We start from the raw sequence: 21741 nt of genomic DNA on the forward strand, positions 1-21741 counted from the left end.
AACCGACAGGAAATGGAGATGGCACATACTATATTTCGTTTGGGTTGGCAAGATCGGTAAATAGTGTATATGCGACAGCAGGACTAAAGGATGTGGCGATAATAAATAATGTATCGAAGACTTCGGCAACAGTGCCATTTACAATAAAGCCTGAAATAACAAGCAGCATATCGCCAACAAATGGTTATGCAGGCAGTAAAATAAAAATATATGGAACAGGATTTGGCGCGACTAATGATACCGTAACGGTAATATTGAATGATGGGACGACAAGCGTAAGTACAACAGGGGTTGTAACAAGAGTTAACGATGAGCCAGCATATGATGGATATGATCAGGTAGGAGCTACAGTTCCTGCAAGTTTATTAGCAGGCGTATATAAGGTTATAGTAGAAACCAATGAAGCTCAAAGCAATGATGATGAGACCTTTACTGTAGACGCAGCTCCCGGGGCACAAACACCGTCAGTGACAAAGATTGAAGTAAGAAAAGATGAGAATTCAGCTTATGTGACTACAAGTGAAGGATATCTAGGATATACGGTAAAGATGAGCGGAACAGGGTTTGAAGGGAACTATAATAATCAAGGCAAGGTAATGATAGATGGCGTAGAGATGCCGATATATAGTTGGAATGAACCGACAGGAAATGGAGATGGCACATACTATATTTCGTTTGGGTTGGCAAGATCGGTAAATAGTGTATATGCGACAGCAGGACTAAAGGCTGTGGCGATAATAAATAATGTATCGAAGACTTCGGCAACAGTGCCATTTACGATAAAGCCTGAAATAACAAGCAGCATATCGCCAACAAATGGTTATGCAGGCAGTAAAATAAAAATATATGGAACAGGATTTGGCGCGACTAATGATACCGTAACGGTAATATTGAATGATGGGACGACAAGCGTAAGTACAACAGGGGTTGCAACAAGAGTTAACGATGAGCCAGCAATATTATATGATGGATATGATCAGGTAGAGACTACGGTTCCTGCTGGATTGACAGTAGGTACTTATGAAGTTGTTGTTGTCGCGGGATTAGTAGAGAGCAATAATGATTATAAATTTACTGTAAAAGAGATACCTCAAACCCCAACTCCAGTTATTACCGGGCTTGAAGTTGATACTGACACTTCTCAAAATAATGCATGGCAGGCAACTACTGATGCTGTGATATACGATCATATAAGAATTGTTGGAACAGGATTCGGAAATACAATTTCTAAAGGAGAATTTTCTACAGATACAAATAATGTGACTATTGCGGGATTGAGAATTCGTGATGGTGGAGCAAATGATTATGATGGATTGCAAGTCTATAGCTGGCTCGATAATTATATAGAAATCGGTATCCCAAGGAGAATCGGCGATGGCGCAAACTCTGATAATTTTATAAAAGCCGGACCAAATGAAATTAAAATTACCGCAAATGGAAAAGTTTCAAATGTCATAACTTTAAACATAAAACCTTATGTTTATGCTTTGGCGCCTGGAAATGGCATAGCCGGTGATGAAGTTAAAATTAAAGGGACAGCTTTAGTTCCAGATGCTTTAGGTCAACGTTATATAAATTTTGGAAGTTATACCGCTGTTGAGAAAAGTTTTGATCAGCAGGCAGGAATGGATCCTGATGGAACAAGCAATGACGACTTTACAGATGGGAATGATGTTGTAACTGTAACAGTTCCAAGCGGTTTGGTCATTGCCGGAGATTATAGTGTCTCTGCTGTTGTTTCCAGTTTGACAAGTAATATCAAGACATTTACTATAAAATCTTTGGGCGCGCCAAAGATAATTCAAGTTACACCTGATGTCCTTTTAAATACTGAAAACATTACAGTTATTATCGATGGGGAGAATTTTATTGATGGGGCTTCTGTCTTTCTTGTAAAAGATCAGCAGCCTTCTATTACAAGCGACAATGTGATAGTTGAATCTTCTTCAAGAATAAGAGCATATTTGCCAATAAAAGATAAAGGTGCGGTTATAGGCAAGTGGAACCTTGTTGTTACAAATCCTGATACTCAAACAGCATCAAAAGTTATATCAATTCTTGACGGCAATGATCCAAACAATGAAACCGCACAGGTTATTGACGATTTTGAAGGGATGGCGGTCAAGCCGGAAAATTATACAGCGTTTACATCCGGAGGAGATATTAACTTTGCTCTCTCTTCAGTAGAAAAACATGAAGGGGAACAGTCAATAGCTGTTACTTACGGATCGTCACCTACTGATAAGTATAGGGGATATAACGGGTATCTATCTGAACCTAGAGATATTTCAGATTTTACCTCTGTTGCGTTATGGGTAAAAGGTGATGGGAGTTCAGGTCTTGTCAGTCTTCAGCTTACAGACAAAAATAGTAATAATTTTGCCGCGGTAGATTCTAAAGGGGACCCCAAATACACAATACCTTTAACGACTACAATATGGACCAAGTATGTAATTCCATTAAGCGCTTTTGTTCAGATTAAAGATGGGTTCCCTTCCGGCGGACAGGCTATGGATAAGAGTTCGATAGCAAATTATCAGATTGTATTTAAGGGGTCAGGAGGAACAACAGGGACTGTTTATGTTGACTTTGTTGTTGCGGAAGGATATATTCCTCCTCCAGCCCTTGGGGATATAACGACTTCTATTGCGCGCTCAGGATCAGATATAAGTATCACTTGGAAGCATAATGATAAATATGCCGGAACTTCTGATATTTATACAAGCAACACCTTTTCAACAAATGCTAATGATTGGACCATCTGGAAAAAGAGCGTTGCAAGCCCACAGACTGATCTCTCTCAGGTCGGTTTGGGAACAGAAAAATATTATAAAGTGGTTAAAACTGATGCCGGCATATCAAGTGACATGTTAAAAGACGATGTTGTCGGTAAATTTGATATAAAAGCTTTAAAAAACTTGAAATATAATTTAGTCTCTCTTCCTTTAATTCAGTCTGAGTCTAATATTAACAGTGTTATCGGAAATCAGATGACAGGAGCCCCTTTTGAATTTGGCGCTGATTCTATTTATTATCCCGTTGGAGATGTTTTTGAAATTGCATGGTTAAAAGATGATGGTAAATGGTACAAATCGGGGACTACCGATACCTTAGCTCAAATTTCAATTGATGAGAAAAAAGGATTTTATATGGTTGTTAATGATACTACGGGGAATCCGGATAAAAATGTGACAATAGTAGGAAATGTCAGTTTTTCAAAAGCTGTTCAAACTGTAAGCCAGGGCTATAATTTGGTCGGTTCTCCATATCCTGTTACGGTTGGTTTATCGTCATCAGGCTTATTTGAAAGCGGACTTAAACCCGGAGATTTTGAATTTGCAGCTTCATCTATTTATTATCCAAATGCACAAGGCGGCTTTGATGTCGCATGGCTCAAGAGTGACGGGACCTGGCGTGATACTGGGACTGACAACATAACAAGTATAAAATTAAAACCGGGAGTCGGTTATTATTTATATGATACAGATGTGTCCAATTCAAATCTTAATTTTGAATGGACATATCCGTTGCCATATTGAAAGTAGGAGGAGAATAAATGTTAAAAGAGTTATTTAAAAAAATTAATAAAACCGGGAGTATAATTTTGTTTTTACTTCTTTTAATGATGGCTCTTTCTACACAAGCTTTGGCTACAGGTGTAAACATTCGTATGCTGGAACAGGTAAACGTTCCAAATGCCGGGGGGACAATTTCTGATGATCAGGGGATTCCTCTTCCTGTCGGTTCTGTTGTTCAGATAATACAGGTTGTCGGTTCAGTAGATCAGGCTGATATGAGCAAAGCTCATTTTGTAGGTGGGGATGATATCTGGATAGCTGATGTAACGGTGGGCTTGGGGACAGGAGCTCCCGGATCGCTATATATTCAAAACGGTTCTATTAGTGAAAAGACTATATATTTAAGAGGATGGAATGCTACAAGTTTAGCTTCTGCCACTAAGTATGGAAATTCTGCAACAAAATCTGTCACGGGCCTTTCTCCTATTACATGGGATGTTCCAAGTTTCGCGACGGCAACTTCTATAACACCTTCTGAGACTTTAACATTTAATCCGTCAAGTCTTTATGCTGGAGATGAAGCTTCCGTCGTGGCGACAAATTCGGCGGGGACATTTACTTCGGCAACTACTTTTAATTTTGGTTCAGGGATTGCGGTAAGTAAGGGATCAAACACCACAACTACTTATAATCTCTCTCTTGCGGTTCAGGCGTCGGCCGCTTCCGGAAGCAGGTCTATTTCTGCTTCAACTGGAGGGGCGGGAAACTTTACGATAAATTCTCCTTCTATTTCCTCCGTCTCTCCTCAACAAGGGACGCAGGGGACAGCAACAATAGCTACAATTACTGGCGTTGGGACTCATTTTAAAAATGGCAGTACGACTGTTGTCTTTAACGGAGGAGGAATAACAGTTAATAGTGCAACTGTTAAATCTGCAACTCAAGTTGAAGTTTCAATAACTATCGATCCTGCGGCTTCTGCTACAACAAGGACTGTAACGGTTACAACTCCGATTGTAAATCTTGGGACAGAAAGCGTAACTTCTTCGACGGCTGGTTTTCAGGTTGTCTCTTCTTCAAGCAATGCTATCATCGATGACTTTGAAGGGATTTATGTCCCTGCGGATGGTTATTATTCTTATGAGGCGGCAGGCGATTCTTTACCTACTATGGAGTTGTCTACCAAAACGTACCATGAAACGGCTACCTCTATGCATTTTGCTTATAAAGCGGCCTCTGATTCAAAAAATGCTTGGAGAGGGTTTGGCGGAATATTGACGAATCTAAAAGATATAACTTCATACGACACTATTTCTTTCTGGATGAAAGGGGATGGCTCAACAAATACAGTAAAGATTCAATTAAAAGATGATGACGGAACAAATTGGGCGGCAACAGATGCAGCTGCTGTTTCAACGGCAGATACAGACTGGAAAGAGTATAAAGTTCCGATCTCATCAATAACAAAATCATTGAATCCTGGGGCTGACGGCTCACTTGAGAAAACAAAAATAGCCGAATACCAGTTTACATTTGTGGGGAAAAACGGATCATTAAATGACGGCGTTTATATAGATTATGTAACCCTTGAGAATGCGGCAGAGACTCCTGCTTTATCTGTGAACAAGACCACTCTTAACTTTACGGCTCAATATGGAGGAGTAAATCCCAATTCTCAAACAGTCTCTGTCTCTAATACAGGAGGAGGAACCCTCAGTTGGAGTACATCAGACCCGGGGAATTGGCTTTCTATCTCTCCGCTTAGCGGAACACTTGGAGCAGGAAATGGAGAGACACTTACATTTTCTGTCGATGTTACAGGTGTTGCGACAGGAGATTATTCATACTCTGCAATAATTAATTCGATTGATGGGGGATCATCAACTATCGTTGTAAATCTTAATGTTACAGAGCCTCATGCCCTTGCCCCAAAACTTTTATCCGCTGATCCCGCCTCCGCGACACAGGGGACAACTGTTTCTCTTATGACGATTGAAGCCCAAGATACTCAGTTTAGCGGAACACTAAGTGTTGATTTCGGCGAAGGGATTACACATGGCAATGTCACAGTTATTGATGATACGACCTTGACGGTTGCGGATGTTGTACTTGCAGGCAGCGCCTCTGCCGGTTTGAAGCTTATAAAAGTTACTCAAGGTAGTTCAGTAATTACAGGTGAAATATTTACGGTTATAGAGACAACTTCATCGTTTGTTATTGACGATTTTGAAGGAGATCTTGTGGATCCTGCTAACGGTTATTACAGAGAGGCGGCTCTTAAAGATTATAAACCTACAAGTGAACGTACTTCTAAAGAGGCTTATGAAAAAGATTATTCTTTTAGCGTTGTCTATGGAAGCATAAGCGATCCTGCAAATGCCTGGAGGCTTGTAGGGGCTGTTTTAAATGATTTAAAGGATATATCAAGTTACAATGCTATATCTCTCAGAATTAAAGGGGATGGACAGCCTCATCAGTTTAAGTTCCAGTTAAAAGACAGAGACAGCGCTACAAGTGATGAGGGGGATAATTTTGCAAGTAATCCTATCGACATTAACCCTACAACAAACTGGCAGGAATATACTATACCTATAGCTAATATCGGCAGCCGTGTTAACGAAGGGAGTACCGATAACAGTAACGGGACTTTAGATAAGCAATTGATAAAAGAATACCAGTTGGTTTTTCAGGGAGAGAGCGGGACCAGTGGATTGCTTCTTGATTATGTGATTTTAAAAAATACATCTCAAATTGAAGATCCTGTTATTACTTCAATAGATCCTAATCATGGAATTTATGGCAGAGAGACAACCTTTACTCTTACGGGTTCAGGCCTTGGCAATGGCGGAGAGATTAAAATAGAGGGACAGGGGATAACCTCTATATACAAATCTTCCGCGGATCAAGAGAGCAGAGTTTCTGCTTGGAGTATAAACAGCATAGCTTTTACAGTCCCCAGAATGGAAGTTGGAACTAAGACAATAAGTGTTAAACGTACAGATGGAAAAGAGAGTAACACTATAACATTTAACGTTGTAGCTTCTGATGTGACCGGAGTTTCTGGTTCGTATAACTATCCCAACCCGTTTAATCCTTTGGCAGGGGAGATTACGAAGATAGTCTTTGATCCGCAAGGGGCAACATCTGCTACAGCATACATTATGGATATGACTACAAGAATTGTAGGGAAACTTAGCTGGACAGATGATGGCTCGGGTCCTTCCGAAATTGAATGGAATGGCGTAAGCGCATTTTCAGAAAAATTGGGAGATGGGGTCTATTTGTATCGTGTAATTGATTCAAATAATAAATTGCTTGGTAAAGGGAAAATACTAATTATCAATAAATAATGGAGAAAAGCAAGAAATTTATGTCCAGAATTTTCGATAATAAGTTAGGAGATGAAAAGATGAGAAAGATCAAATTTTCAATTGCATGGATGGTAGTTTTTCTGTTGTGTTTGATCTCTTTGCCTGTTTTTGCGGCTCAGGACATGATAGTCGCAGATCCAATGTATATAGGTGTGGGGGCGAGACCCCTCGGAATGGGTAAAGCATATGTTGCAGTCGCAGAAGATGGCGATACGGTTTTTGTAAATCCCGCAGGTCTTGGAAAAGTTCTTACGCCAAAATTGACTAGCATGTATACAAGCCTTTTGGGTGATGTAAATTATGTAGTTTTGGGAGGAGCTTACCCTCAGACCAAAAATAGCGCCATCGGAGTTGGGGCGATTATTGCTTCCTCTCCGGATATAATATTGTCAGATTCGAACGGAACAAAGCTTGGTTCAGGCACATGGGGATCCAGTCTCTTTTTCTTGTCTTATGGGATTGATCTTATAAATTCAAATATCCAGTTGGGAGGAAGCTTGAAATATTTTTCACAGGGAGGGACTGGAGACTCATCAATTGAGAATGCAAATTCAACAGGAATAGGGTTTGATATTGGAGCTCTTTATGCTGTATCAGATAAACTCTCTTTGGGTGTTTCAGCTCAAAATCCTTTAGGGACGAAGCTGACTTCAGGAAATGGAATTGAAAATACGGTTCCATATTTAATTAAAGTCGGCGGCGCTTATAAAACGAGCATGTATGATGATAGAAAACTTACTTTGGCTTGCGATGTTGACATAGTTGACAACAGGCCATTAACTTTGCATGTTGGAGCGGAATTGGGTCTTACTCAAAATATTACAATAAGGGCGGGGTTGGACCAGAATCCGATTCCTAATTCCGAGATCCAAAATAACCCTACCCTTGGGATGGGATTATCTGTTAGTGGAATGGAATTTAACTATGCTTATCATCCGTATGGTAATATAGCGGAAGATTCTACACACTATTTTTCTCTATCTTATGTTGGAGATAAATACATAGAAGAAGAGACCTTTGGAATTGTTATTTATGAGCCGAAAGATAAATCTATAATTTATGATGATAAAGTTGCGGTGTCAGGAAGCGCCGAAGGGTTTAAAACTGTTTCTGTCAACGGGATAACTGTTTCTGTAAACAATGATGGCACTTTTAATGCTAATGTTCCAATTGGAAATGTAGGCAAAAAATTAATTGAGGTTACGGCTGCCAAGGATGACGGGGAAAAATTATCTGAATCAATAAGGGTCTTAAGATTGGTTGGGTTTAAAGATGTACCACAAAGTTATTGGGCAAAACGGCCTATTGAAGGATCAAGTACTGTTGGTCTTGTTGAAGGCTATCCTGACGGGACATTTAAACCCGAGAGGACTTTAAGCAGGGCGGAACTTGCGACTCTTCTTGTTCGTGCAAGCGGGACGGAAGTTACAGAGCGTCCTCGAAGCAAAGTTTTTAAAGATGTAGATCCGAGTCATTGGGCGGCTCCTTATATAAAAGAAGCGATAGCAATGGGTTTGGTTCAAGGCTACCCTGACGGGAACTTTAGGCCAAACAATAAAATTTCAAAGGCCGAAGCGATAACCGTTTTGGCACGCTATGACAGACTCCCCCTGGAAAAAGTTGAACAAAAGCCTTTCAGTGATGTTGCTGTTGATAATTGGGCCGCTAAATATGTTCAAGCTGCAAAGAATGCTGGTGTTTTATCTTATGTAAAGAAGGGTTCTTTGGGAGTTAAACAAGATGTTACTCGTGCTGAAGCTATAGAGATGATGAGCAAGACCTCTATGGCGGGGGCCCTTATAAAAGAGTTGTTTTCCTGGGAGAAAGGCTTTAGATTGAAAAAAGAAAAGCCTATGATAAAGGCGAGTTTGTAAGGAGATGTATAAAAAATGCCAGACATTGATAACGTAGGCAATAGTTTCTCTTTTAAAATGCCTATAGGTCCTCATAATTATAATAATGGGAATACTGAATTTATTCCTCCTGACTTAAAAGAAGTTGGAGAAGAATATTTAGGACAGGTTTGTGGAGAAAAAAATCCAACTCCAAAACAATCGGAGAGGGCTGCTCATATAATTTTGGGGCAATATAGTTATTTGCCGCCTGTTTGGATTGATGGTGAATTGCGATATTATGATGAATTAGCGCGAGAAGTTTGTGATGCTCTTTATGAAGAAGAGGCTTTTTCCATGGTTTCTGTTGAGGTTGACCAGCGGGGAGTTGTTGAGGTTAACCTTACAGCCCTGGTCTCTACTGATGAGCGCAAAATTTTGGAAAAAATTTATCTAGGAGAAGGGGTTAGATTAATTGATTCTGATGGAGACAGTTACGCAGTTCCCCCTGAGCAATTGCGACAAACCTTACTTGAAAATACGAAAATTAATTTAATTGGGGGGGAGCCAGGCATAGGGGTTGAGAAATATTTAAATGACAAAGGTGAACTCTGTTTAAAAATTTCAGCTCCGGCGGCAGATGTTCCTCTTAACGGACAAAGAAGCTATCAATTTAGTTTGGAAATTAAACCTGAAAAGGAGACTGTTTCTAGAGAACAAACTTCAGTAAGACAAATAACCGATACAACTGGAAACACAATTAGTGTTCCTGTTTTTACTGAGAAAGTTGAAGTTATAAGCTTGTTTGAGGGAAGGCTCTCTTTTATGGGGGAGGTTAAGGTCAATTATAAGCCTTATGCCCGTAAAGCAGTACGAGAGAGTGCAGCTCCGTCGCTTGGAAGATCTTTGCAGATTGAAAGAAATTAAACGTTAGGAGTATATAATGGTTAGTATAGGATTAAATCTTATAAGTTATTTTTCCGCATTATCTGCGACCCACTTAACTGCGTCAAATGATTCAACAAATGGTACAGATACGACTCTTCAAGAAGTTGATCCTGCTATTCTTCAAGCCCAATATGAAGTAGTTTTAAAAATAATTGATCTTATTGAATTAAAAGATCGAGTGTCAACTCTTGCCGACAGATTAGACAGGCTTGATCCCGGGTATTCTATTAGAAAAGGGATATCGCATAAATTAGATAGATTTTTTGTTGGAGACCAAAGGGTCTCTTTCTCTGAAAAAGATGATTTTGATTTTCAAGGTGAAGATAAGAAGAAAGTTTTTGATGCTTTAATAAGAGCGGGACTTATTACCCGTAAGGTTGTTAGTGGTAGACAGGGAAGACATTGTATCCTTAATTTTGAAGAGATATTTGTCAGTTTTGCAATTAAGAATATCGTTATAGATGGACAGGTTGTGTCAGACGAGAGAAAAGCCAAAATATTTACAAGCCTTTTAGCTCTCATAACAAAAAAACTGGAACAATCTTTAGACGAAAGTTTGGATTTAAGAGGATTTATTTCTGATGCTGAATTTGGAATTTTTGGGGATAGAGTTAGGCCTGCCGTTGTTTTTGGGGCTTTATCTGACTATGTTGAAAAAAAGAGATTGTTGGATGCTAATAGTGGACATTATTATAATGTTTATGTTGTTAAAAAAGAGGCATTTAGGACTGTTGCCAGTGATTTTAATGCTTTTAAATCCGCGGTTAACATTCCTGGGATTACAGAAGATGCAGATCTTCTTGCAATATACAGAATACTCCAAACAGCTTATGATAAAGAAAAGAGACTTGAAAGAGTAAAGGATAATTTAAGTGCGGCTGTTACAAAATCAGAAACTCCTTCTACCTCTTCAGGAGATATCATAACTCCTTGGCTCGCAGAAGTTGGTGAGCGTGCAGTTTATGGTACAGATAATTATCTGCAGCGATTAGATATTATAGCAAAAGTTAGGCGGGAAATAGGCGAAACCTATGAACTTGACGGTAGAAGTTATGATGTTGAAACGTTGACTGATGCTACAAGTATTATTGCTTCGCATGAAAAAGAATTACTTGGCAAATTACAGGGAAAAACAAAGGAATTATTTGACACAGCTGCAGGATCAACTTATGCAAGGATAATGAGGGTTGAAAGAGATTTATCAAACGCTATTAATAATAAAAAAGAATCAGGCACTGTTGGTCTTGATACATCAAGGACAATGGAACTCCTTCCCGAGATGGTGAAACCTTCCGCAAAAAAACCTTTGAATGCTTTCTGGAGTTGGATGGCAACTCAAGGCGCCCGAGGTGGACTTACATTTGAAGTTCCTGTAGAGACGATTGGTTCTGAACGTGGCGCGGATTTGATGGCGACTGTTGCTGTAAAACCGTCGTTTTCCGGGAAGATCGGAGATAATTATCTTCTTCAGTTTGATCCTTATTTTCTGGGGCTGAAACAATACGGTTTTAATCTTCACGGATTGACAATAGATCCTGACGCTTCTTATCTACCTAAGGATTTTTCTCTTGGAGTTGACATCGTAAATAAGTTAAACGTCGTGAGGCAATCTTTTTCTACGATTGTTGATGGAAACTTTTTAGCTAATGGAAGATTATCTTTGGGAGACGCGGGGTTGTTGTACGGAATGAACGGTAGACTAAGTTATGAAAAAAACAGGACAGTGGCGCTTGGTGATGTTTATACAACTTCCGGCAGGTTTGCTTTTGGTTTCGATTTGGGTTTTTCTTCTAATATTTTCTCACTTATGATCTCTTTCAATGCTGTTTGGCAGACGGCCCCTGTTGTTTCTGCCAATGGGATGGAGACTTTTAGCAATGTTCTCGCCGGAGAGTTGCCTGTTTACAGAGGAATTGATGCCTCTTTAGTTGGGATACTTGATCTTTCTAGGTTGGGTAATTTTACTGTAAACAGTTATTTTACAGATATGCCAAGATCTGATGATACCGTCGCAGGGATATTTGGAATATACAGACCGGAAAACTTTTCTTCATTATATGTGGCAGGTGGGTATACTTTAACTTCAGATAATATTTGGAAGCCGGGGATAAAAGTTGGCACAGGAGAAGTTGATCTTTTTGGGGTCTCTTCTTTGGGTTTTGTTGCCGGATATACTTTTGATAGATCCTTTGGAAATAAAGATTTTAATTTTAGAAATGGAACATTTACTGCTGGAGTAGTTGGTGGTTTTGGAGGGCGGCGTAGAGTAAGTGTTCGAGCATTAAGAGCGGCTCTTCGTTCTGAAAGAGAGGGGCGTATATCTAGATCTCAGCAAAGATTGGAAATCGGTAGAGCTAATGTTAGTCCTTTATCTACGAACCACCCATATTTGGAGGATATTGCCGACTTAGGCAAGTACGCAACTCCTCTTCCTTCAGAGGAATCTATTGCTCAGCCTATTAGTGGCGAAGTTCCGGAAGTTTCAATATTAGGCGGAAAGAAGATATATCTTAACGAAGAAATGTCAGATAAATTGCGAAGTGCGTTGATTGAGTTAAATAAGCAGACAGAATTTATAAAACAGGCTTTAATATCTTTAGGAGTTAACGACGAGTCTGTAAATAGAGTAGAGCGAATTGATTTGATTGTTCCTGCTGATGTGATAGCAGAATTGCCTGGGGAGATTGTTTTGGAAGCTGCTGATGCTGATGAAATTAGTAAGCTTATAGGTTTATGCGCGGTTGGGTTTATTGAAGAGGCTGTTGATGTTGATGGCTCTCAAAAGATAATATTTAAAGTGCAAGAGTTTTTTAATAAATTAAATAAAGAGATAGAAGATAATAGGGTGGGACGCGCTCTGGTAGCTCTTATTAATGCGATCCATCTTATAGACCCTATATTGAGTGAAACCCTAAAAACAGAAAACCCTGAAATTGCGAGTTCAGATGTGATGAGTCGTGCAAAAATAGAGTATCTTTATAGCAGGCTTGATCTTTATGCTGAAGATGGTGTAAGTGTCGAATATATTTTGAAATGGCATGAAAACTTTAATCAAAAAGGAGCGTCTCTACCACTGGATGGTGTGTCTCAGGAAAGATCAGCTGTAACAGCAGTTCCTTCTCAAGAAGAAGGAGCCCCTGCTTTACAATCGCCAAGTGAACCAGCCAGGACTGATTTATCCTCTGGGACAGCTCCAGCATCAGAGCCTCAAATCTTTCCGACTCCTCAACCAGAGAGAACCGTTGAGGATCAGATTCCTCAAGAGCTTTTAAACGATGGTGATCCATTGCGTACTATGGAACAATTTATTTACGGAATAGAGGAAGAGTAATTTTATATGACATCCTGTTCTGAAATATCTTTTAATAATTTAACATCGATAACTACTTCGCCTCAATGCAAAAAAGATGTTGAGCCTACCGTTGAAAAGGAGCTTGAATATGTTAGAGTTCTTATCTATCTTACAACCCTTCTTGAGGAGGCAAAAGAGCTTTATAATTCAGCCAAGTCTTCGGATCCTGAGGATAAAATAAGAAGGGAATTGCAGGTAATAATTTATCCGTATCTTGCAAGAGGTGGAATTTCAGATATTAATGCACTTGTTAATAAAATTATAAGTAAACTGAAAGTTGAACTTACCTCTGATAGAGAGACTAAACTTAGGGATGATTTAACAAGAGCGCTTAGCCTAGAGAGTGTTTCTAACGTTTTATCCAGGACTCCTGCTAAGGATGAAAATATTCAGGCTCATCTTATTGCCATGACGAGGGATATTTCAAGATATGTGGCTTATGGGTTTGAAAATTATGAAGGATTAATTGGTTTTTCTAGAAAAATAGGAGATTTAAAAACAGATAGCACCCTTCCTGATTTTGTTCGTAATTCAGCAGCTCATGGATATAAAGGAATGGTTAAGGCTTTGGAGAGTGCCATCTCTGATCTTGAATCTAAATTGCCTGATGGTCTTCGCCCAAAAACTCCTAACCAGATAAGCTCTCTTTCAAATGGCGGATTGACTTCAAGCGAGCTTGAATGTTTAAAGGCGTGGCTTGAAGATTTTAATTGTCTTCAGATTCAAACCCCTGAACCCCAATTTCCTAATCGGGGATTTACTATACCTTATGATCTTAATGTCAGACTGATAGAGTCAATTACACTTCCTATGCAGACTCTTGCAGAAGTCCTTTCAGATGAAGCTGGTGGTGATTGGATAAATTTAAAAGAGGTCGTTCTTAATGAAAAGAGACCTGTTTTAACCTTTTTATCACGGTTTATTCCATCTGAACCCCGTTTAGGAGATCGGGGTGAATATATTGAGAATAGAGATGGAAATAAATATTTTCAGATAGGGGCATTCTTTAATAATGTCAAATTTGTATCAGGACATCCTGATACTCATGGCTATACTTACTCAAAAGAGAGTATAGCCATACTTAAACTTTTGTGGTTGCTGGCGGCAGTAGCTGATTTGTCAAGTAGGAGTTCACAAGCGGACGGATCGTCTATTCTAATTGATCAAGTCAAGGGCAGAGCTAGCGCTTTTGTTGCGAGTGATCTTTTAATGATTGATCAGGTTAATAATATTATTAGATTTTTAGATGGCGTAGAAGAGCGTCGACTTAAATATTATTGGCATATTTTAAAAGAGGCTGTTAAGCAATCAGATGAAACACACCCTCAGGGAGGGGATATAATTAAAGATATTCCTAAGATGATCAACGATAAATTTATGGAGAGAGTTCTAAATCTTCAACAAAAACGGTCTACTGAGAGTTATTCTCCGCCAATAAGCGGGGTTGCTTCTCCCATTGTAGCGTTTATTAATGTTTCTGCTGATTCTGTAACTATGTTTGTTCGGTTTAGATGTGCTGGAATATGCAACGATATTTTTACTCAAGCTATAGATTCATTTAATGATTCGAATATCGGTGGCATGTTTATAATATATCCATATTCTGAGCATTTGCCTGATGAAAAAATAGAAGAGTTAAAGGAAGCTATTTCCAATTCTTCTATTAGAGGCTTCTCTGAATAATATAGGGACTGTTGCAAAATGGTCATTCCCGTGAAAACGGGAATCTATTTCTCAGAAAACAACCCCGATTATTATAATCGTGGTTAAGATGGATCTCCGCTTTCCTGCCTGCCGTCAGGCAGGCGACAGGCACGGCGCGGGGATGGCAAATTGCAAAAACTGTTATTACCCAACAAGCCTATAAGAGCAGTAAAAAATGAAATTCCACTTTGTTTTATCCGATGTAGATATATGGATGCAATACGAATTAAGCTCCGATGTCCGGTCCTCCCTTCTCCTCAAAGGATAGATTTTTTAAATCAGCTTAAATCTGCTAAAACTATGTTTTTGGCGAGATCACCTAATGCTTTTTCATTTGTGCAACAGATTTATACTAATAAAGCGTTTGCTGGGTGGAAAGAAGAGGTCTCTGGTTTTTTAATGAAAGTTGCCCGTGCGTTTTCGAGAATTGCGTATCTTGATGAAGCAAATAGCATAATAAAATTTTGTAATACTTTAGAGCCTGGAGGGACAAGAAAGAGGATCTATCATGATTTTCAAATAAGCAATGAATTTGATCGTCTTTTAATGTACGGAGATACCGATAATGCAATAAAATTACTCAGGAGGGCTTTGTTATCTCCCTCTCTTACAGAAGATGATAAAACCTCCATTATAGAATTTGCATCTTATACGCTTGTTTATTTTACTTATAGAACAATAGCTTTTTCCGATTCATCTATAGAGAAAATAACAGAACCATGGAAAGGGCTTTTTTCTCTTAAATTGAGTGACCCTCAAATGTTTGGTCTTTCTAAAGAAGTGGTCAGGGTCGCTACTGCGATAGCATTAGATCTTTCTCCTTTGGAAGAAAAAGAGAAATGGAAAGAATTGTTGGAAGCTGCCGGAGAAGATAAAAGAAGGGTTGCAGAGGGCCTTGTAAATACAAATTATCTTAGAGCTGTGATGCCTGAGTCTGTTGCAAAGAAGCGGGGAGATGTAATTTATAGACTTGTAGAGACCCTTTATAATATGGAAACTGATGAAAGAAAAAGAGCTGTTTTTTTGATGGAGATGATATCTGTTGCAAATCTTACCGCGGATATTGGAAATGGTTTTATTGCCGCTAAATTGTATTTAGCTATAGGATTAAAAATGCGTGAAGAGGTTGAACGGGGGGAGTTGGAAAATGAAAAATTAATTAATTTGTGCCGTAAAATATACTCTAAAGCCGGTGATTTTATGATGATAGGTGAAATAGATATGGCGATTCCTCTTTGTGGAGTTCTTTTTAATTTACATGATGAGCTGTTGGGTGAACAAGTGTTTGGTAAAATCAAAACTTTTTTTGAAAAAAAGATGATTGAACCAGCGTTAAAGTTGCTAACTTTTGGGTATGAAACAAATTTATTTTCAAGGACTCGCAGATATAGATTTATTTCAATACTGGCAAAAAATATATCTGATTCTGAAATTAGAGAAAGAGTAAAAAAGTTTTTGATCGATAATAACAGTAAGAGTAATTTTTTTGTGATTCTCTCTTCGTTGGTTTTTTATTTTGAGCAGAGGTTTAATGAAATTATAGAGTTAGTTGATGCCATGCCATCTCCTGATCTATTGGTTCGACAATTTAGAGCAGACGCTTTAAGAAAATCTTTTTGTCGTGAAGAGGCAATAGAGGAATCATCCTGTATTATTGATGAGGCGCAAAAAGGGACAGATGATGATATCAAGCTAAGGGCTTTTGTTTGTAGGGCTTATTCTTATTATCATGCGCCATGGATTGAGGGCCATCTTCAAAAAGCTCTTGAAGATTTTAAAGTTGCGGAAGATCTTGTTGAAAATTTTGGTTTAGGATCTGTTCAACGTATCTTATTAGGCAAGGCGCTTGTTTATGTTGATCTAGGAGATTATGACTCCGCGGAACAAATTGTTTGTAGTATACCCTACTCTTTGCATGATGATAAAACTAACAGAATAAGGGCTTTGATCAAAGAGATAAGAGGACTAGAAGGATGTCACACTGAACTTGTCAAGGGATGATTTTAACCCTGATTAATTTATATAAGAGCAATAAAAACATCGAAATTTACCTTCATTTTTAGCGATATATATGTAGGGCTTGTTGGGTAATGACAGTTTTTGCAATTTGTCATCCCAGCGAAAGCGGGGATCCATCTTGTTTTATGAGAAATAGATTCCCGTTTTCACGGGAATGACCATTATGCAACAGACCCATGTAGTAAAGAGAGAATATACAATGACTCATGACCCAAGACCCATGACTCATGACCAATATTAAATAATCTAAAAGTAACGGGGAGAAATGAGAAATGTCTGATATTTTAAGGCTTGGTTTGAATCCCATATTTTCTTTTTCTAGTTCTTCTGATAAAGATAAAAAAGAGAAACCTGAAACTAAACAATGTATAGTAAATGGCTTTGTTGGAACTGTTTTTGGTTATTATGGTAACCAGCTTTCTTACGATGTCAGTAGTGATGGCTGGCAGCCTGGTGATGTCGTGGGGGAAGTAGATAAAAGTACTACCACAGAAGAGAATCCCTCATTGATTGCCCTTCGCGTTCCTGTTTACCTTGATCTCAAGCTTAGTGAGAATGTTGGTTTATCATTTGGGGGGACAGGGAATCTGGACAACCTTTTTTCTGCAAATAATTTGACTTCCAATCCGTTTAATTTAACAGAAGCTTTATTTAGTGGGAATCTTAATGTTTCTAATGATTATATTGCAAGCCTTTCTTTGGGAGGATTTTCAGGCTTATCTTATTTTGGCTTTTATGAGTTTTGGGATGGCAGCCTGCCGACTGATGATTATGAAAAATTAAGATGGGGCGGGCGACTTCATAATAATTTTGATTTTGGACATATTTTCGGAGTTGATCCATCAAAGTACGATCTGTCCCTTAATATTGGCTGGGAAGGTTCTTATCTTTCACAGCCTACTCAAAAGGAATTTAATTCACTTGCGGTTGCCGATGTTGCAGGGAGAGTAGGTATATTGGAAGTAGAAGCAAACTTTAAGTGGAGGTATTATTCAGGATTTTCAATTCGTACCGTTTTATCTGGCAATGAAAATTCCTCAGAGGGAAATGATGATTCCAGTTGTTGGGTAAATATATGTGATGGAGAGACAGGTGTTGGCTGCTGGGAAAATACTTGCACGGGAGAAGACGGGCCACCAAGCTATGGAAATGACAATGGTGATATTGGATCAGGAATTGGAGATGGGATTGCTCAAACAGTTGAAGAAAATTTGGATTATTCGGGAAATATTTTCGAGGTTCGGGGCGGGATTAAGATCTCTCCCGCCTTTGGTGAGACTTCAAACTTTAGTTTTATGATTATGGGGGGGCTCTCTTTTTATAAAGAAGAGAAGGGGTGGTTTGTGGGGGGAGAAGCAGAGATCCCTTTATGCCATGCACCCCGATTAGAAAATCAGGGTGAATACAGGTTGGGGGTTGGGTATTCTTTTGTAAATAATTATGCTTCAATTTTTGCTGATTCAAAAAATGATAGCCATAATCTGAAGTTGTCTTTAGATGCCGGGAAAAATCAATTAACTCTTATTGGCCGACTTTCAACTTCAAAAGATGAAGGGAAACCTCCTTATTTTGTCGGAATGACTTTAACTCACTATTTTGAGGGAAGTTTTTTTGATGTGATGCAAAGTTTATTTCATTAAAACACCTGCTATTTAACGGTTATCTTCCTCTCTGGAAATACTTTTATTTTGAAAAACCGACCAAGTTTATGTCATGATACTTGACAAACTCATTGTTAAGTTTTATTATAATGTCTGTGATAAGTTATGATGTTTTTTATATCAGATAGAAGACGACCAGTCTATACTATATCAATAGCGGCAGAAATGTTAGAATGTCATCCTAGAACATTGCGTATATATGAAGAGAAGGGTTTAGTGAAACCTTATCGCCGTAATAATATTCGTCTCTATTCTCAGCAAGACATAGAGAGTATCAAGAAAATATGCGATTTAATGGATGAATTAAGCATTAATTTATCTGCCGTTAGGGCATTATTTAAGGTTTCGGAGAAATTCCACCTTTCATTTTCAAAAATGATTGATAGAATGTTAGAATAGTATTAAGTACAGACCAAATAAAGGAGTTGAATATATGTCGATGATATGTGATGAGTGCCATATAAATCAAGCTACAGTTCATGTAACAAGAGTGGTAAATGGGAAAAAGGTTGTAAGACATTTATGTCCGACATGCGCGGAAAAACTTGGATTTATGCCAACAGATCTTGGGTTCCCAGGGTTTTTTGAAATTCCGGATATATTTGCTTCATTTTTTAAACGCCGTCCTTCTGAAAGAATATATGATTATTTTACGGATTCCGCGCAAAAGGTTATCCATCTTGCCTCAGAAGAGGCTCGCAGATTAAAACACGACCATTTGACGACAGAGCATCTACTACTTGGAATAATTCGTGAAGAGGGTTTTGCTTACAAAATTTTAAAAGATTTAGAAGTTGATCTTGTTGATCTTTTTTCTGATATTGAATCTTTAATTGGTCATGGAGAAGGGACTAAAGGAGAGATATCTCTTTCACCAAGAACAAAAAAAGTTTTGGAGCTTTCTTATAATGCAGCAAAAGAATTAGGTTTTAGTTTTGTAGGGTCAGAGCATATTCTTTTAGGAATTATTCGTGAAGGGGAGTCAATTTCAGCTCAATCTCTTCACAAACGTAAAATTACGTTTGATAAGGTTGTAAGCAAAATATTGGAAGAGTTGGAAAAAGAACAGAAGGGGGAAGAGGGGTTGCTTGGTGGGGATGCAGATGACCAGTTTTCCTTGGAAGGCGGGCCTGAGGGGATGGATATTCCCGAGGGGTCTGAGGATATAGAAGGTGGAGGAGGTGGTTTCTTTGGTGGTATGCCGGGGTTTGGTTTCCCAGGGACAATGGCTCCTCCCAGGTCAAGAAAACCGGCGCTTGCGTCTTTTGGTAAAGACTTGACTCTTGAAGCAAAGGAGGGGAGGCTTGATCCTGTTATAGATAGGAGTAAAGAGATAGAAAGGGTTATAAGAATTCTTTCTCGTCGAACCAAAAATAATCCGGCATTACTTGGTGATCCCGGTGTTGGTAAAACAGCTATAGTGGAAGGCCTTGCTGATAAGATCATAAAAGGTGATGTCCCAGATGTTTTAAAAGGAAAGAAGCTTATCTCTCTTGATTTGGGAGGGATGGTAGCCGGAACAAAATACCGTGGCGAGTTTGAAGCCAGGATCAAAAAAGTTCTTGATGAAGTGCTAAGCAAAAAAAGAGAAATTATTTTATTTATAGACGAACTTCATACTTTGGTTGGGGCTGGGGCTGCTGAGGGGGCAATTGATGCTGCCAATATGTTAAAGCCTGCGCTTGCAAGGGGAGAGTTACAAGTTATCGGAGCTACAACAGTTGATGAATACCGTAAAAATATAGAAAAAGACGCTGCATTGGAACGTAGATTTCAACCTGTTATGGTAAATGAACCAGACAAGGAACTTGCCGTGCAAATATTGCAGGGGATTCGGTCTAAGTATGAAGAACATCACAGAGTGAAAATTCCTGATGCCGCTTTATTTGCAGCTGTCTCTTTGTCTGATCGTTACATATCAGATAGATTCCTTCCTGATAAGGCAATTGATGTTATGGATGAAGCTGCCGCAAAGGTTCGTTTAAAGCTTATTAACAGGCCTAAAGCATTAAAAGAAGTTGAAAATAAAATTGAGGATGTTAAAAAGAGCCAGGCTGCAGCTATTGGCGAACAGAAATATGAAAAGGCCGCATCAAAAAGAGACGAATTACAGAGCCTGCAGGATCATTTGAAAAAGTTGGAAGAAGAATGGAAAGTGGAATCAAGTAATATCGCTGCTGTGGTTACAGAAGATGATATTGCAGAGGTTGTTTCTGATTGGACGGGAATTCCTGTTGTAAAACTTACTCAAGCGGAGACGGAAAAACTTCTTCATATGGAAGAGACTTTGCATAAGCGTGTTATCGGACAGGATGAATCTATAGTTTCGATTGCTCAGGCTATTCGCAGGGGAAGGGCGGGGCTCAAGGCTCCTGAACGTCCGTTGGGATCTTTCATTTTTGCGGGACCTACAGGGGTTGGAAAAACAGAGGTTGCAAGGCGCCTGGCGGAATTTATGTTTGGGACTATGGATGCAATGATTCGTATTGATATGTCTGAATATATGGAAAAGCATACCATATCGAGATTAATTGGAGCGCCTCCGGGATATGTTGGATATGAAGAGGGGGGAGTTTTAACTGAAGCTGTACGCCGTAAACCATATTCTGTTGTCCTTTTTGATGAAATAGAGAAAGGACATCCTGATGTGTTTAATGTTTTGCTTCAAATATTGGATGATGGAAGAGTTACAGATTCTAAAGGAAAGCTTATTGATTTTAAAAATACAATAATCATCATGACTACAAATATTGGACAGAGACTGATAATTGAAAGGGGAGCTATAGGCTTTATGGCTAAAGAGGACAGGGAAGCCGATTATGAAAAGATGAAAGATACGGTTATGGATGAGATGAAAAAAGAGTTTAGACCTGAATTTTTAAACCGTATCGATGAAATTATAGTTTTTCATCCATTATCAGATGCAGAATTGAAGCAAATTGCAAAACTTATACTTTCTGATGTTGAGAGACAAATGGAGGAACAAGAGATGCAGCTAGCTATAGATGATGAGATTACATCTATGATAGTGAAAGAGGGGTATGATCCTAAATTTGGAGCAAGGCCTTTACGCCGTGCTGTTAGGCGTTTAATTGAAAATCCGTTAAGCAATCAATTGATTGAGGGAAAGTTTAAAGCCGGAGATAAAGTTGCCGCTGTTGTTAAAGATGGGAAAATAGTTTTTGAAAAGATCGGGAAGGCTGAAATTAAGGGTAAACGTTCTGAATCAGAAACTAAATCTGTAACAAAGCCTGTACAAGCTGAATCGTCATCTAAAAAAGAGCTCGATGGTGGAGAAAAATTCAAGAAAGGTAAAAAAAAGAGTAAATAATACTA

At 38.8% G+C, this 21741-nt stretch carries 9 protein-coding genes and 1 pseudogene; all 10 read left to right on the forward strand.

Annotation, left to right across the window (positions count from 1 at the left end; all coding sequences use genetic code 11):
- The 10 genes and pseudogenes from A2290_07300 to A2290_07345 all read left to right on the forward strand — a co-directional run bounded on the left by A2290_07300 (position 1) and on the right by A2290_07345 (position 21736).
- Positions 1-3539, forward strand: a pseudogene (locus A2290_07300) (hypothetical protein).
- Positions 3540-3556: 17 nt separating this feature from the next.
- Entirely contained in the window at positions 3557-6868 is a 3312-nt protein-coding gene (locus tag A2290_07305; protein ID OGC14888.1) for a hypothetical protein, read from the forward strand.
- On the forward strand, positions 6868-8763 hold the full coding sequence (locus tag A2290_07310) for a hypothetical protein (GenBank protein ID OGC14889.1): 1896 nt from the start codon (positions 6868-6870) through the stop codon (positions 8761-8763). Before A2290_07305 ends, A2290_07310 begins: the two co-directional genes overlap by 1 nt.
- 15 nt (positions 8764-8778) lie before the next feature.
- Positions 8779-9648 carry a hypothetical protein gene (locus tag A2290_07315; protein ID OGC14890.1) on the forward strand — a complete coding sequence of 290 codons (870 nt, stop codon included), beginning with the start codon at positions 8779-8781 and terminating at the stop codon, positions 9646-9648.
- 16 nt (positions 9649-9664) lie between these two features.
- A complete protein-coding gene (locus A2290_07320) occupies positions 9665-13000 on the forward strand; it encodes a hypothetical protein (GenBank protein ID OGC14891.1) in 3336 nt (1111 codons plus the stop codon).
- Between the two features lie 6 nt (positions 13001-13006).
- A complete protein-coding gene (locus A2290_07325) occupies positions 13007-14704 on the forward strand; it encodes a hypothetical protein (protein OGC14892.1) in 1698 nt (565 codons plus the stop codon).
- A 231-nt stretch (positions 14705-14935) separates the two neighbouring features.
- Positions 14936-16726 carry a hypothetical protein gene (locus tag A2290_07330; protein ID OGC14893.1) on the forward strand — a complete coding sequence of 597 codons (1791 nt, stop codon included), beginning with the start codon at positions 14936-14938 and terminating at the stop codon, positions 16724-16726.
- A 290-nt stretch (positions 16727-17016) separates the two neighbouring features.
- On the forward strand, positions 17017-18384 hold the full coding sequence (locus A2290_07335) for a hypothetical protein (protein ID OGC14894.1): 1368 nt from the start codon (positions 17017-17019) through the stop codon (positions 18382-18384).
- Between the two features lie 129 nt (positions 18385-18513).
- Positions 18514-18804 (forward strand): hypothetical protein, encoded by a 291-nt coding sequence (locus A2290_07340; protein ID OGC14895.1) that lies wholly within the window; start codon positions 18514-18516, stop codon positions 18802-18804.
- A gap of 34 nt (positions 18805-18838) precedes the next feature.
- Positions 18839-21736, forward strand: coding sequence for a hypothetical protein (locus A2290_07345; protein OGC14896.1), 2898 nt, complete (start codon positions 18839-18841; stop codon positions 21734-21736).
- Positions 21737-21741: the final 5 nt, after the last annotated feature.

This window comes from candidate division WOR-1 bacterium RIFOXYB2_FULL_36_35 (assembly GCA_001771505.1).
Lineage (GTDB): Bacteria > Margulisbacteria > WOR-1 > XYC2-FULL-46-14 > XYC2-FULL-37-10 > XYB2-FULL-36-35.

Bases quoted from the DNA above. Each gene is read 5' to 3' on its own strand.
- A2290_07305 (OGC14888.1), top strand. From the start codon at position 3,557: ATGTTAAAAGAGTTATTTAAAAAAATTAATAAAACCGGGAGTATAATT.
- A2290_07310 (OGC14889.1), top strand. From the start codon at position 6,868: ATGGAGAAAAGCAAGAAATTTATGTCCAGAATTTTCGATAATAAGTTA.
- A2290_07315 (OGC14890.1), top strand. From the start codon at position 8,779: ATGCCAGACATTGATAACGTAGGCAATAGTTTCTCTTTTAAAATGCCT.
- A2290_07320 (OGC14891.1), top strand. From the start codon at position 9,665: ATGGTTAGTATAGGATTAAATCTTATAAGTTATTTTTCCGCATTATCT.
- A2290_07325 (OGC14892.1), top strand. From the start codon at position 13,007: ATGACATCCTGTTCTGAAATATCTTTTAATAATTTAACATCGATAACT.
- A2290_07330 (OGC14893.1), top strand. From the start codon at position 14,936: ATGGATGCAATACGAATTAAGCTCCGATGTCCGGTCCTCCCTTCTCCT.
- A2290_07335 (OGC14894.1), top strand. From the start codon at position 17,017: ATGTCTGATATTTTAAGGCTTGGTTTGAATCCCATATTTTCTTTTTCT.
- A2290_07340 (OGC14895.1), top strand. From the start codon at position 18,514: ATGTTTTTTATATCAGATAGAAGACGACCAGTCTATACTATATCAATA.
- A2290_07345 (OGC14896.1), top strand. From the start codon at position 18,839: ATGTCGATGATATGTGATGAGTGCCATATAAATCAAGCTACAGTTCAT.